13 protein-coding genes are annotated in these 13,801 nt (G+C 71.5%); 3 read left to right on the top strand and 10 right to left on the bottom strand.

Translation table 11 applies throughout. The annotated features are described in order from the left end of the window. Window positions 1-33 precede the first annotated feature (33 nt). Both OWM54_RS04510 and OWM54_RS04505 read left to right on the top strand, forming a co-directional pair. Window positions 34-1,719, top strand: coding sequence for a TldD/PmbA family protein (locus OWM54_RS04510; RefSeq protein ID WP_267696712.1), 1,686 nt, complete (start codon window positions 34-36; stop codon window positions 1,717-1,719). A gap of 117 nt (window positions 1,720-1,836) precedes the next feature. Further along, a complete protein-coding gene (locus tag OWM54_RS04505; RefSeq protein ID WP_267696711.1) occupies window positions 1,837-2,766 on the top strand; it encodes an OmpA family protein in 930 nt (309 codons plus the stop codon). An 11-nt stretch (window positions 2,767-2,777) separates the two neighbouring features. Here OWM54_RS04505 and OWM54_RS04500 read toward each other — a convergent pair whose 3' ends face one another. The 3 genes from OWM54_RS04500 to OWM54_RS04490 form a co-directional block, all read right to left on the bottom strand. Then, the gene (locus OWM54_RS04500) at window positions 2,778-4,634 is read right to left on the bottom strand and encodes a hybrid sensor histidine kinase/response regulator (RefSeq protein WP_267696710.1); all 1,857 of its coding nucleotides are present in this window, start codon (window positions 4,632-4,634) and stop codon (window positions 2,778-2,780) included. A 145-nt stretch (window positions 4,635-4,779) separates the two neighbouring features. Next, window positions 4,780-5,658 (bottom strand): hypothetical protein, encoded by an 879-nt coding sequence (locus tag OWM54_RS04495; RefSeq protein WP_267696709.1) that lies wholly within the window; start codon window positions 5,656-5,658, stop codon window positions 4,780-4,782. A gap of 68 nt (window positions 5,659-5,726) precedes the next feature. Then, on the bottom strand, window positions 5,727-6,662 hold the full coding sequence (locus OWM54_RS04490; protein ID WP_267696708.1) for a metalloenzyme: 936 nt from the start codon (window positions 6,660-6,662) through the stop codon (window positions 5,727-5,729). Window positions 6,663-6,694: 32 nt separating this feature from the next. Here OWM54_RS04490 and OWM54_RS04485 point away from each other — a divergent pair, with 32 nt between their 5' ends. Next, a complete protein-coding gene (locus OWM54_RS04485; protein WP_141332905.1) occupies window positions 6,695-7,780 on the top strand; it encodes a DUF4388 domain-containing protein in 1,086 nt (361 codons plus the stop codon). A gap of 21 nt (window positions 7,781-7,801) precedes the next feature. Here OWM54_RS04485 and OWM54_RS04480 read toward each other — a convergent pair whose 3' ends face one another. From OWM54_RS04480 to OWM54_RS04450, 7 genes are all read right to left on the bottom strand, one after another. Then, on the bottom strand, window positions 7,802-9,001 hold the full coding sequence (locus OWM54_RS04480; RefSeq protein WP_223746797.1) for a GTP-binding protein: 1,200 nt from the start codon (window positions 8,999-9,001) through the stop codon (window positions 7,802-7,804). Next, complete coding sequence (locus tag OWM54_RS04475; protein WP_267696707.1) at window positions 8,998-9,291, bottom strand: anhydro-N-acetylmuramic acid kinase; 294 nt, start codon at window positions 9,289-9,291, stop codon at window positions 8,998-9,000. Before OWM54_RS04475 ends, OWM54_RS04480 begins: the two co-directional genes overlap by 4 nt. Beyond that, window positions 9,189-10,151: an anhydro-N-acetylmuramic acid kinase gene (locus OWM54_RS04470; RefSeq protein WP_267696706.1), complete on the bottom strand. Its 963-nt coding sequence runs from the start codon at window positions 10,149-10,151 to the stop codon at window positions 9,189-9,191. The genes OWM54_RS04475 and OWM54_RS04470 overlap by 103 nt, the downstream gene beginning before the upstream one ends. Before the next feature lie 10 nt (window positions 10,152-10,161). After that, the gene (locus OWM54_RS04465; RefSeq protein WP_267696705.1) at window positions 10,162-11,136 is read right to left on the bottom strand and encodes an N-acetylmuramic acid 6-phosphate etherase; all 975 of its coding nucleotides are present in this window, start codon (window positions 11,134-11,136) and stop codon (window positions 10,162-10,164) included. 16 nt (window positions 11,137-11,152) lie between these two features. After that, window positions 11,153-11,344 (bottom strand): 50S ribosomal protein L28, encoded by a 192-nt coding sequence (rpmB, locus tag OWM54_RS04460; RefSeq protein ID WP_043403428.1) that lies wholly within the window; start codon window positions 11,342-11,344, stop codon window positions 11,153-11,155. A gap of 105 nt (window positions 11,345-11,449) precedes the next feature. After that, window positions 11,450-12,973 carry an NAD(P)-binding protein gene (locus OWM54_RS04455; RefSeq protein WP_267696704.1) on the bottom strand — a complete coding sequence of 508 codons (1,524 nt, stop codon included), beginning with the start codon at window positions 12,971-12,973 and terminating at the stop codon, window positions 11,450-11,452. A gap of 76 nt (window positions 12,974-13,049) precedes the next feature. Next, complete coding sequence (locus OWM54_RS04450; RefSeq protein ID WP_267696703.1) at window positions 13,050-13,736, bottom strand: HAD family hydrolase; 687 nt, start codon at window positions 13,734-13,736, stop codon at window positions 13,050-13,052. Window positions 13,737-13,801: the final 65 nt, after the last annotated feature.

Below are 13,801 nucleotides of genomic sequence, written 5' to 3'. Positions count from 1 at the left end.
CGACCCGTTCTCCCCCTGCTGGTGGCCTCGGCCATGTTGCTGGCGGCGGCACCCGCGCAGACCGACTCGCGCCAGGTGCTCCTCGACGCCATGTCGAGCGAGCTTTCGCGCAACCAACAACAGCTCAAGCTGCAGAGCCACGAGCCACCGTACTTCATGAGCTACCAGCTCAAGGACTACGAGCAGGAGGTCGTGGCCGCGCGCTTTGGCGCCATCTTCATGGACGACGGCTACCGGGAGCGGCGGCTGTACGTCGACGCCCGCGTGGGCGACTACGCCTTCGACAGCTCCGTCGCGGAAGGGCTGGAGTTCTCCTTCTCCACCAAGGGCACCAGCTACACGGCGCGCAAGGAGGGGCCGCTGGATGACTCGCCCCTGGCGCTGCGCACGTCGCTGTGGCTGCTCACGGACGAGAAGTACAAGTCCGCGCTCTTCCAGTTCCTGAAGAAGAAGGGCGAGGACGTGTACTCGGTGGAGGACCCGAAGCGGCCCGCCTCCTTCACGAAGGAGAAGCCGAGCACCTTCGTCCAGCCGCCGGTGGCCCGTCCGTTCGACCGGGCGCGCTGGGTGAAGGTGGCGCGCGAGGTGTCCGCGCAGTTCAACGCGCATCCGGAGCTGTTCGACTCGGAGGTGCGCATCACCGCCGACAAGGTGACGCGGCTGTTCGTGTCCACGGAGGGCACGCGGCTGGTGACGGAGGAGACGCTGTACGGGCTCCACGTCTCCGCGGTGACGCGGGCGCCGGACGGACAGCTGCTGGATGACTCGCGGGACTTCTACGCGCCCACGGAGGCGGGGCTGCCGGACGACGAGCGCATCCGTCAGTCCGCGGCGAAGGTCATCGAGGAGCTGCTGGCGCTGCGACAGGCGCCGGCCATCGACCCGTACACGGGCCCCGCCATCCTCGCGCCCGAGGCCTCCGGCGTGCTCTTCCACGAGACGGTGGGCCACCGGCTGGAGGGAGACCGGCAGGACGGCGACAACGAGGGGAAGACCTTCAAGGGGCAGGTGGGCAAGCTGGTGCTGCCCTCATTCCTGTCCATCCATGATGACCCTTCGCAGCGCTCGCTCGCGGGGGAGCCGCTCAACGGCTACTACCTCTACGACGAGGAGGGCGTGAAGGGGCAGCGGGTGACGCTGGTGGAGAAGGGCGTGCTGCGCAACTACCTGCTGGGACGCCGGCCGGTGGAGGGCTTCCTCCGGTCGAACGGGCACGGTCGCAGCCAGGGCACGCTCAAGCCGGTGGCGCGCATGGCGAACCTCATGGTGGAGAGCACGCGTCAGGTGAGCGACGAGAAGCTCAAGCAGATGCTCATCGACGAGGCGAAGAAGCAGGGCAAGCCGTACGGCCTCATCATCCGCGACATCACCGGTGGCAACACGAACACGTCCAGCTATGGCTACCAGGCCTTCAAGGGCGTGCCGCGCATGGTGTACCGGGTGGATGTGAAGACGGGGAAGGAGACGCTGGTGCGCGGCGTGGAGATCGTCGGCACGCCGCTGTCCGCGGTGAACCGCATCATCGCCACGGGGCAGAAGCGCGGCATCTTCAACGGCTTCTGCGGCGCGGAGAGCGGGAACGTGCCGGTGTCCACGGTGGCGCCGGCGGCGCTGCTGCAGGAGATCGAGCTGCAGCGCGCGGTGGAGGGCAAGGACCGTCCGCCCCTCCTCCCGAGCCCAGCGGCGCAGCAGGCTCCGCCGCCTGTCCAGAAACCCTGAGGCACGCTCCGGTTCGAGGGTCCAGAAGGGGGGCACGTCGTGGGCAATCCGCTGCGCGAGAGGCGAAGTCCGGTGTCACGGGTCCGGTGTCTCGAGGACCCGGGCTCAGGGGCTCGCGTGCTCGCGACGTGTCTCCTCCTGCTCGCCAGCCTCGTATCGGGGAGCGCGGGGGCCGAGCCCGTGGCGACGGGCGATGCGTGGCTGGAACTGGCGCACGATGATCGGCTCAGCCAGGAGGGATTCTGGGAGCTCGTCTCCGTGGACTACACGCTGGATGGGCGGACCTTGCCGTCCACGGGGGCCGCGGGTCCTCGACACGTGCTGCCCCTGGGGCTGCGCTGGCTCGACGTGTCGGTGGTGTACGAGGGGCGCTCGTCGGTCTTCTCGTACGTGGATGCGTACCGCTTCGTGATGCGTGGCCGCGTCACCATCGACGCGCGTCCTGGTGACACGGTGCGAGTCACCTCGACGGCCTACGAGCGCGACGGGGTCACCCTGCACTGGCAGCAGCGCCCGGCCTTCATGCTCCTGGGACAGCCTCAGGAGGCCATCGTCGGAATCGAGTACGGTCCCGTGGTGAACACGCCGCTCCCCGACGAAGTGGCCGCGCGTGTCGTCGACGAGGTCCTCGCGGAGGCGCGTCGACTCTCGCCCGAGCGTCCCGCCACCGCGTCCATCGCGGAGGTCGTCGCGCCTGCCGTGTCTTGCGAGCTCGAGCCCGTCTTCTTCGCCTTCTTCGACACCCGGCTCTCGGCGGAGGGCGAGGCCTCGCTGCTGCGCGCGGCGGAGTGTCTCCACCGGGGGCCGCGGCTGCGCGTCCGGCTGCGCGGACACGCGGACATCCTCGGTCCCGAGTCCGTCAACGCCTCGCTGGGCCTGGGCCGCGCGCAGTCCGTGGCCGCGAAGCTCCAGGCGCTCGGCATCGAGGGCGCGCGGCTCGTCCTGGAGACCCAGGGCGCGGACCTGCCTCCGTGCAATGACGGCACCCCGGGGTGCATGGCGCGCAGCCGCCGGGTGGAGCTGCTCGTGGAGTCGTCGCCGCCCTGACGCCCAGGCCCTCAGTCCCGAGGGGGGAGGGCCACGGCCATCACCGCGTCGCGCAGGTGCCGGGCATCGAAGGGCTTGGCGAGCACCGGGTTCTTCACTTCCTGGAGGAAGCGCTTGGTCTCCGGCGTGAAGGCGCCGCCGCTGATGAAGACGATGCGCTCGTGCAGGCCCGGCCAGGCGTCGCGGACCGCCTGGTACACGTCCACACCCGTCAGCTCCGGCATCATCAAGTCACACAGGATGACGTCGAAGGCGCTGTCCCCGCTCAGTCGCGCCAGTGCCGCGCGTCCATCCGGCACGGTGACCAGCTCGTGGCCGCGCAACAAGCGCCGCATCAGGTCCAGCACGCGCGGCTCATCGTCCACCACCAGCACCCGTCGGCCCTCGGAGCGGGCGAGGGATTGGAGGCTCGGCGCGAGCGGCACGGGGGCCTCGGCGCGTGGCAGGGTGACCTCCACCGTGGTGCCTCGCCCGGGCTCGCTGCGCACGTCGATGCGTCCTCCCAGCGCCGTGACGATGTCGCGGCAGATGGCCAGCCCCATGCCCATGCCCTCACCCGCGCGGCGCGTGGTGAAGAGCGGGTCGAAGATGCGCGGCAGGACGTCTGGAGCGATTCCGCAGCCCGTGTCGGAGACGGCGAGCCGCACCTCGGTGGCGTCGGTGCGCAGGCTCACGGTGATGCGGTTCTCGGAGACGTGGCCCTCGGGGATGGCGTGCGCCGCGTTGAGCACCAGGTTGAGCAGCACCTGGCCCAGCTTCGTCGACGTACCCCGGACCCGAGGCTCGTCCTCGCCGTAGTCCCTCACCACCTGCGCCTTGTGACGGAGCTGGTTGGCCGCCATCCGCAGCGTGCTCTCGGTGACGGCCTTGAGGTCCACCGGCTCCGTGGCCTCCACCTGCGTGGAGGACAGCGCCTTGAGGTCCGCGACGATGCGCTGGATGCGCAGCGTGCCCTCGAGCGCCTCGTCCAGGACTTGGAGGCACTCCGCGTCCGTCGGCTCGCTCACGTCGGGCAGCCGCTCGCGCAGGTACTCCAGGTTGCCCGTCGCGTACGCCAGCGGGTTGTTGATCTCGTGCGCCAGCCCCGCCGCGAGGATGCCCAGCGACTGCGCGCGCTGCTCGCGCTCCTTCTCCTGCAACAGCTGCGCGTCCCGGCGCTTGCGGTCCACCGCGCTGACCACCACATGGGCCGTCAGCCGCATCAGGTGCCGCTCCTCGGGCGTCCACTCGCGCGCGGCGTCCACCGAGTCGAAGCCCATCCACCCGAGCAGCCTTCCGGCGAGCAGCAGCGGCGCGGTGATGTACGAGCGCACGCCCAGCAGGGCGCAGACGCGCTTCGCCTCGACGGCCTCGGGCGGCAGCCGGCCCGCGTCCGTCACCGTCACCATGCGCCCCGCGCGCAGCTCATCGAGCGACCAGGGGAAGCCCACCAGCGAGCGGCCGCGGTGCTGCGCGAGCCCATGGGCCTTCATGCCGGGCGAGAACCACTCGTACGCCTCCGACAGGTGCTCGCCGTCTTCCGACAGCAGGGTGACGTAGCCGCGCTGCGCGTCGATGTTCCGTCCCAACACCTCCAGCGCCGCGCGCACCCCCGACTCCAGCTCGTCCGGAGGCAGGTTGAGCAGCTTCTGGGACGTGTCCGTGAGCAGCGACCAGCTCTTGAGCAAGAGCCCCAGCTCCCCACGCATGCGCCGCAGCGCCGCGGCCTCCTGCCGCAACGCCGCGGACGTGCCCTCGGACAGCTCCGGGGCCCGCGCTCCGCTGAGGTTCTCCAGGACGTCGGCGGACCGCTGGAGTCGCTCCAGCAAGGTCCTCGAGTCCGCTGCATCGGCGGACAGCTCCGGGCTGTTCCGCGGCTGCTCCGTCATCGATACCCCCTCCACACTCCCCGCACGGGCTTCCCCAACCCGTCACGTGGATTTCAGTCGCGCCGGAATAGTGCCACTGGTTTGTTCTCTGCATCCAGTGTGCAGTTTTGAAAACTTCAACCGGGCGAAAGGTGGTGATGCGGGCTCAGAGGGAGGGAGGGGGCGGGAGGGTGAGGTGGTCCGGGGTGGGGAAGGAGTAGGGGCGGAGCAGGCGTCCGCCCTTGAAGCCGCGCCATTGGACGTAGCGGCGGAAGTCCCGGAGGAAGGCTTCCTGGGACAGGCCCACGGCCTGGGCGAAGGCCTCCGGGAAGTCGGGGCCCTGGCTCATGACGCGCAGGACGCCCCGGGCCACGGGCTCGCCGTAGCGGCGGACCAGGAAGGTGAAGGCGTGGTGGGCGGCGCTGTAGACGATGTCGCTCTCGCGACGGTAGAGCGAGTCCGCCTGGGCCAGCGGGTCCGCCTGCGGGTGGAGGCCGTAGTAGCGGGCCAGGTCCTCCAGGGACGCGGTGCGGTAGCCCTGCTCGGCGGTGTACGAGGCCATGCCCTCGCGGAACCACAGGGGGATGCGCTTGCGCGTCCAGCCCAGCCGGTCCGAGGCCACCTGGTACATCAGGCTGTGGGTGAGCTCGTGCAAGAGCAGCTCGTCCACCTGGGACTGGCTGGCGCCCATGAGCGTCCACGTGCGCGGGCTCTGCAGCTCAATCTGCTCGTAGCGGGCCCAGGCCCTGAGGAAGTCGTGGTTGGGGCGGTTGGCGGCGCGCTCCAGGGCGGCGTGGTTGGGGTGGATGATGATGGAGACCGAGTCATCGAACGTGCCCCAGCGCGCCATCCGGGGCAGGGCGCGCTCGACGGCCAGCCGCACCTGGTCTGCGGCGGCGGTGTCGCGCGGCTGGAACTCGAGGGTGATTCGCGCGCCGCTGGAGGTGGGCAGCGCGGTGGTCTTCGCGAGGGCGCCCGGGGCGGCGGCGGGGGAGATGTCCACCGTGCTGCGGCGCGGGGCCTGACATCCGGCGAGCATGGCCATGAGGGCCGCCCCCACGACGAGGAGGCCCGCTCGTCCCTGTCCGCGCATCCATCCCCTCGTCACGAGCGTCACTCCACTGCCAGCCAGCGCATCACCGTGCGTCCCACGTCGGCGACGGTGGAGAGCGCCTCCACCTCCGGCGAGGGAGGCCCGAAGTAGAGCACGGGGACGGGGTGGAGCGTGTGTCCGCGCGTGGACAGGTCCTCCACGTTGCCGTGGTCGCTGCACACCATGAGGCGCGCGTCGGCGGGGCGCGTGGCGAGCACGGCGCGCAGGAAGGCGTCGAAGGTGTCCAGCGCGGTGTGGGCGGCGGTGAAGTCCTGGGCGTGTCCGGCCTCGTCCGCGAGGTAGTGCTCGAAGTAGGTGAAGTCCGCGCCCATCGCCACGCGCCAGAAGATGTCCGCGGCCTGCTCGGGCGTGCGCTCGGGAGCGGGCAGTCCGAAGGCGCGCGCGTGGGCGCCGGTGATGTCGGGCGTGAGGCCGTCCCCGGAGCGTGCGTCCTCCAGCGTGCGCAGCGGCACGTCGCCCGCGGCGAAGGCCAGCTTGGCGGCGGAGGGCTTCAGGCGGCGGCGGGCCTCGGGGGGCGGGGTGAACTCCGGAGGCGAGGTGGTGGGGCGCCGGAGGACCCCGAGCGCGTCCAGGTACGCGGCGGGGTAGGCGGTGGCGAACGTGGCCTCGCGGCCGGCGGCGCGCAGGCGCTTGACGATGGAGCGCTCGGCGAGCAGCGCGCGCAGGGCCGCGTTGGGGTAGCCCAGCACGTGCTGGCCGAGGAGGGCAGGCGCGGGCTCTCCGGTGAGGATGGCCGTCTGATTGGAAGCGGACTGGGGCCGACCGGACACACCGAAGGTCGTGTCCACCGGGATACACAGGCCGCCATCGGGCAGCGCGGGGCTCGGGGCATCCTGGAAGCGGGAAAGCAGGTGCTCACGGTGGGCGAGCGGGTTGATGGCCGGGTCCTTCCGGCCGATGCCCACGCCATCGATGAAGAGGAGCGCGACGCGCACGGCTCGTGACTGTATCCTCGAACGCATACCGCATGGCCCTCCACGGCGACCTCTTCAGCTACCCGCTTCCCGAGTTCCTTCAATGGTTGGACAGCTCCCGCAAGACGGGCACGCTCCAGCTCTCCTGGGAGGCCGGCGAGCGGAAGCTCTTCCTGCTCTCCGGCCAGGTGGGGGCCACCGCCTCCGAGGGGCTCCGTGGCCGCGTGGCCCGGCTGCTCGCGCTGGCGAAGCTGGCCTCGGGCACCAAGGTGCTCGCCGCCTTCGATGAGCTGTCGCGCACGCCCGACGTGGACGCCGCCTTCGATGTGCACGGCATCCAGGCACGTTGGATTCGCGACCTCGGCCGCGAGGAGCTGTTCGCGGCGATGACGGACTTGACGATTGCAGGGCGCGGCACGTTCCACTGGACGGAGGACGCGGACCGCTCAGGCGAGGACTGGGTGCCGTCGGACATGGGCATCCGCGAGCTGCTCTTCGAGTCCTTGCGCTGGGTGGATGAGCAGCCGGACGTGGACAAGGCGCTGCCCATCGACGCGCTCAGCGTGCGCGCGCTGGCGCCGCCGAGCCCCAGCCAGCCGCTGATGCACAGAATCATCCTGGGGCTGTGCGCCACGCCGCAGAACCTGGGGCGGCTGCGGCTGTCGATGGGCGTGTCGCGCTCGTCGGTGACGCGGCGGGTGTACGAGCTGCTCCGCTCGAAGCTGGTGGAGGTGGAGGGCGCGCCGCAGGTGGAGGCGGACCCGGTGGCGGAGATGCTGGAGAAGGGCGCGGTGCTGATGCGCGAGGGCCAGTACGACGCGGCGGGCATCGTCTGCGCGTCCCTGCTCGCGAGCGACCCCGCGGACCGGCGTGTGCGCGAGTTCGCCCGGCTGGTGCAGCGCGAGCACGTGGCCGCGCTCTACTCGGACATGCCGCCGCTCCTGATTCCCGTCGTCGTGCACGACCCTCAGGGCATGGCGTTGCTCAAGCCCGAGGAGCGGCAGATCGCGGGCCTGGTGAGCGGGACGTGGGATGTGTCCACCATCGTCCTGGCCAGCCCCTCGCGGGAGCTGGAGACGCTCAAGACGCTGGCGAAGCTGCTCCGGATGGGGCTGCTCCAGCTCACCGCCCCTCGCTGAAGAGGGGCGGCGGGGCGCGGCCTACTCCGACGCGGGCAGGCCCACCGCGTTGAGCCGCGCGAAGGACTGCATCAGCACGTAGAGCGCGAAGGCCGCGTCGTCCACGCGCAGGTGCGACTGGGTGGAGAGGCCCTGCACGCGCAGCAGGTCCGCGCCATCCATGCGCAACAGGAACGCCTGCTGCGCCAGCGTGCCCTCGCCCGCGTACGCGAGCGCGCGCCGGATGGCGTCCGTGCACGCGGTGACGCAGGTGGAGTAGTTGCCCGCCATGAACGCGGCCTCGGCGGCGCGCGCGTGGTCGAACAAGTCCCCCGGCGCCAGCGCGCTCGCGGCGCCCAGCAGCTTGGGGCCCGCGGGCTGGGCCACCATGGCCGGAGCCATGACGGCGGGCGCCACGGGCGGCGGCGTCACCGGCTCCACGCGGGGCGGAGGGGCGATGGCGGGGAACGAGCCCGACGGCCGATGCGGCACGGGCGTGTTGGGGATCACCGCCATCGCGGGAGCGTGGCCGCCGGACATCGCCACGGGGGGCGCGGACGGGGGCTGGCGGTGCTGCAGGTGCTGGGCGAGCTGGGCCTCCAGGCCCGCGGGCTGAGCGCCGCCGGCGGGCGCCACGGGGCGGGGCGGCGGGACGATGCGCTTGGCGCGCAGGTCCTTGATGACCAGCCGGGTGATCGCCTTGAGCGTGTCGAGCACGCCCCGGCCGTTGGTGGCCGCGGTCTCGAAGTCGGGCACGCCGCGCGGGTTGAGCTCCTGGCGCAGCTGCTCCACGGGCAGCACGTGGTCCAGGTCGCGCTTGTTCCACTGCATCACCAGCGGGAAGCGGTCCAACCGGATGCCGTGCTCGAAGAGGTTCTCCTCCAGGTTCGCCAGCGACTCGCGGTTGGCGTCCATGGCCTCCGGCTGCGAGTCCGCCACGAAGACGACGCCGTCGGCGCCCTGGAGCACCAGCTTCCGGGTCGCGTTGTAGAAGACCTGGCCGGGCACGGTGTACAGCGCCAGCCGCACCGAGCAGTCCCCGACGCGCTCCACCTTCACGGGGAGGAAGTCGAAGAAGAGGGTCCGGTCCCCCTCGGTGGCGATGGACATCATCTCGCCCCGGTGCGCGGGCCGGACGGTTTCGTAGATCTTCCGCAGCGAGGTCGTCTTCCCGGACAAACCAGGTCCATAGAAGACGATTTTGGCGGCCACCTCGCGGGCCATCAGGTTCACGCTGCTCACGGTGTCAGCTTTCCTAGAACGACTCGACGCTTCGCGCCAGTTGCGGACGGGACATTCGCGGGGGTTCCCACGAGGTACTCGGCGGCCAGCAGGGCGAACAAGGCCGCTTCCTTCGCGCCTTCTGGAAATCCAAGGCTATCAAGCCGGCGCACGGGGAGGGGAGCCAGTCGCGCTTCGAGCCGCGCCATCAACCGGGGATTCCGTGTACCGCCCCCGGAGACGTACATCGCCTCCAGGTCCGGCGCTCGGGGAAAAACCCAGGTTTCGTAGGCGCGCGCGGTGCTCTCCACGGTGAGCTCCAACGCGGTGGCCAGCAGGTCATTCGCCCGGTCCGGTGAATCGTCCAGAGCCGCTCCACCAGTGCGTCTCCGTAGCGCTCACGTCCCGTGCTCTTCGGAGGCGGTCGGGCGAGGAAGTCGTCGGTGAGCAGCTCCTCGAGCAGCTCCGGAATCACCCGGCCCTGGCCGGAGAGCGTCCCGTCCAGGTCACACGCCAGCCGGTTGTGCGTCGCGCGCCGGGCCAGGCCGTCCAGCACCATGTTCCCGGGGCCGGTGTCGAACGCGAAGGTGTCGTCCAGGCGCGGCCCGACGACGGACACGTTGGCGATGCCGCCCAGGTTCTGGAGCGCGCGAGGGGCCTGGAGACCGCGGAAGGCCACCCAGTCGAAGTAGGGCACCAGCGGCGCGCCATGGCCCCCGGCGGCCACGTCCCGGGTGCGGAAGTCGCTGACGACGGGCAGGCCCGTCAGCTCGGCGATGACGGACGGCTCGCCGATCTGCAGGGTGGAGGGCACCTCGGTGGTGCCCGGGGGATGGTGGGCCATCGTCTGGCCGTGGGAGCCGATGGCGGCCACGTCCGAGCGCGCCACGCCCGCCTGCTCCATCACCTGGAGCGCGGCGCGGGCGAAGTACTCCCCCAGCTCGAAGTCGAGCCGGCTGAGCGAGTGCGCGTCCTGGGGCCCCAGCATCCGCGCCACCACGTCCGAAGGGAAGGGCGCCGAGACGTGGGACAACAGCCGCAGCCGCGCGCCGCCGCCCGTTCCAGTCACTTCGCACAGCGCGGCCTCCACCGCGTCCGCGCTGGTGCCGGACAAAAGCCCGATGCACAGGCGCGGGCGCTCGGAATCGGAGAGGGGAGGCGGAAGGCGCATGCCTCCAAGTCTAAGGCCCGGTCCCCACACGCCGCTTTCGGGGAGCGGGCGGGCGGGCGGCCGATGCGTGCTCGCCCTTACGTCCGGAGCGGCCGAGCGCGCGCAAGCCGTTCTCCTCCAGACGCTTCCGGGCCTCCCGGGCGCCCAGGCCCGTGAAGGCCATGGCCACCGCGACCCGCACCTCGCCCCGGGCCTTCGCGAGCAGCGCCTCCGCGTCCTCGCCGGGAAGCCCGGTCAGCTCGGCCACCATGCGCGCGGCGCGGGCCCGCAGCTTCGCGTTGACGGGGCGCATGCCCACCATCCGGCCCCGGTACACCCGGCCCAGCGCCACGAAGGCCGCGGTGGTGATGGCATTCAGGAGGAGCTTCGTCGCCGTGCCGGCCTTCAGCCGCGTGGAGCCCGCCACCAGCTCCGGCCCCGTGCGCGCCAGCACCAGCGTGTCCACGTCCGCGCGAGTGCCAGGCGGGTTGCAGCACACCAGCACCGTGTGGGCACCTCGCCGCTTCGCCTCGCGCAGCGCGCCGCGGACATAGGGAGTGGAAGCACTCGCGGAGATGCCGCAGACGACATCCCGGGGGCTCGCGGCGAAGTCCGCCACGTCCCGGACGCCCGCCTCGACGTCGTCCTCGGCGCCCTCCACGGCATGCGTCATCGCCCGGCGTCCACCCGCGATGCGGGCCTGGACCTGGGTGGGGGCGCTGCCGAAGGTCGGAGGACACTCGCTGGCGTCGAGGACGCCGAGACGTCCACTCGTGCCCGCGCCGATGTAGAGGAGCCGTCCGCCCGCCCGCAACGCGGCGACCACGGCCGTCGCGGCTTGGGCGACAGCGGGCAGCGCGGGGCGAACCGCACGGACGGCGACAACGTCCTCGTCATGTAACCGGCGGACGACCGACCCGAGAGAAAGCAGATCCAGGCCGTCCGCGCGGGGGTGAAGCCGCTCGGTGGGAGGGAGTTTCGTGAATGAAGCGCGAGAGGAACCCACCCCCGAGCGCCAGACTTCAAGCTGCCTTGGTCACCTTGCCCGCTTTGATGCAGCGGGTGCAGGCCAGAACGCGCTCCGTGCGACCCTCGACGCTGGCCCGAATCTTCTGGAGGTTCGGGAGGGTCCGCTTCTTGGTCTTGTTGTTCGCGTGGCTGACGTTGTTGCCGACGAGCGGACGCTTGCCACAGATGTCACACTTCCACGCCATGACCTCTAACTCCTTGAAAACTGGGGCGTTGGACGCCTGCCGATTAAAGAGCGGCGGAACCTGCCAGAAAGCCGCTTGGAAATCCAGCCTTTCAGCCGTTTTGGATCAGCCCTTGAGCGGATCCTTCTTCTTCAACATGTCCTGAACGAGCCTGGCGGCCCGGACGCCCGCGAGCAGCTCGCCCTCCAGGCCCAGGCCCGGGAGCACCTCGCGGCCCGCGAGCAGCAGGTTCTTCACCGGGGTGCGCTGGGGCAAACCGGTGACGCCCAGGAAGGCTTCCGACTCGAAGCTGTAGAGGGGATGGGGCATCAGCCGCGTCCCGCGGGAGCCGCTGGCGTCCAGGTAGGGGACCGAGCGAAGCAGGCGATGGGGCGCGGTGAAGGGCATCAGCGCGTCGAGCTGCCCGTCGATGCGCACGGCCAGCCCCTGCAGGTGCTCGTCGCCCAGCTCCCGCGCGGACGCGGGGACGAAGACGCCGGCGCAGACCACGCGCACGCCCTCCACGTCCTTGCCCTCCTTGCCGCCCGAGGCGGTGGTGCGCGCCGGGTGGAGCTGCAGCAGCATGGGGCCCAGCTCCGCGTCCTGCGTGTCCACGAGCGTCAGCTCCCCCATGCCCCGGGGGAGCGCGGACTCGGGCACCACCCAGTTGACGGTGAAGAGCAGGGACTTCGTGGTGGACTGGTCCAGGTGCTCGAGCAGGCCGCGGTGGTGCTTCTTGTCCGTCACCAGCCTGCGCAGCGCGCCGGAGTCGGTGGCGGCGACGAGGCAGGAGGCGCGGTAGAGCGTGTCCGAGCGCACCAGCTTCACGCCCGCGAACTTGCTGCCGTCGAAGGACAGCTCATCGACGATGAAGCCCGAGGGGCTGTCGCGGCCGAGCACGTCTCCGCCCAGCTCCGCCAGGCGCCGCGTGAGCAGCTCTCGCAGGCCGTCGTGGCCGCCCTGGAAGGAGGAGGGGGCCGACAGCACCTGGGACAGGGGCCGGGTGAGCGCCAGGGGCGACTCGGGCTTGTCCAGGTGGTTGATGAAGGGGCGCAGCCCGCGGAGCAACGCGGCCGCGGGGGTGTCCGAGGTCAGCCGGGGCGCGCTCTCCAGGCCGGGGTGGGCCTTGATGAGCTTCTTGAGCCCCCAGCCCTCGAAGAACCCGTCCGGGGGCAGGGCGGGCTGGGCCTTGAAGAAGGCGTCGCTCGCCTCGTGCTGGGCGGTGGTGCCGGCCAGGGCGCCCAGGAGCGCCTCGCCCTCTTCGCCCAGCTCGCGCGTCACCTCGGCCTTGCGGCGGGCGGCGTCGGCGTGCAGGTCCATGCGGTTCCTGGGCAGGACCAGCTGGAGCTCGGGCGTGTGGGGGCGCAGCGCGCGCTGCACGGTGGTGGTGAGGCCCAGCTCGGTGAGGGCCTCCTCCACCGCGGGCATGGCCTTGAGCGGGGGCGCGACGAAGGGCGCGTAGGGGAGCACGTAGCCGCCGTGCTCGTAGCCCGGGCCCATGCCGTCGTGCTCGACCCAGAGGACGCGGTGGCTGCGCTTGGCCAGCAGCGCCGCGGCGAGCGCGCCACCGAGCTGGCTGCCCAGCACGATGACGTCGTACACGTGCCGCGACGGGCCCGAGGGAAGCTTGAGTTTGGCTGCGGACGTCATGCGGCGCGCAACACTACACAACGTCCCCCCGGCTGGCTCCCTTTTGACGAGGCAAGAGGGTGGGTGCTCGGAGCCCTCAGCCTCCCGCGCCGAAGAGGCGGGCCTCCAGCTCGGGCGGGAAGGTGGTGAAGTCCGGGAGCGTCCACTGGGCGCCGGCCTGGCGCAGCTGGACGGCCGTCGTCGTGGTGGTGATGCCCACCACCGGCATGCCCGCGTCCCGGGCGGACATGACGCCGAGGATGGCGTCCTCGAAGGCGAGGCACTCGGAAGGGTCCACGCCCAGCCCGCGCGCGGCGGCCAGGAAGATGTCCGGGAAGGGCTTGCCCCGGGAGACCTCCTCGGCGCCGACGATGCGCTGGAAGACGGGGCGCAGGCCCAGGCCGTCGATGACCAGCGCGCGGTTGCCCTCCGGCGCGGCGGTGGCGATGGCCATGGGGATGCCCGCCGCGCGCAGTCGGGACAGGAGCGCCTCCGCGCCGCGGTGCAGCCGCAGGTGGGGCCGGTAGAGGGTGCGGTAGTGGCCCTCCTTCTCGTCGGCCAGGCGCTGGAGCTCCTCCGCGTCCAGGGCGCGGCCGAGGAGCTCGGGGAGGATTTCTTCGTTCTTCCGGCCCGCGAAGCGCGTCTGGAAGTCCTCGGCGGTGAGCGACAGGCCGAGCTTGCGCGCGAGCGCCACCCACGCCTGGTTGTGGAACACCATGTTGTCGACGAGGGTGCCGTCCATGTCGAAGACGGCGGCTCGGAGGGGCGCGTCGGAAGGTGTCATGGTTTCCCACCCATAGCGCGGCTGGGGACCCGCGAGCGGCCGAATCGTGCGCGCCTGCTCGGGAG

The organism is Myxococcus sp. MISCRS1 (assembly GCF_026626605.1).
In the GTDB taxonomy this organism is placed as follows: Bacteria; Myxococcota; Myxococcia; order Myxococcales; family Myxococcaceae; genus Myxococcus; species Myxococcus fulvus.
Note: the sequence above shows the minus strand (reverse complement) of the source record. Positions and strands in the feature narration are given on the sequence as shown.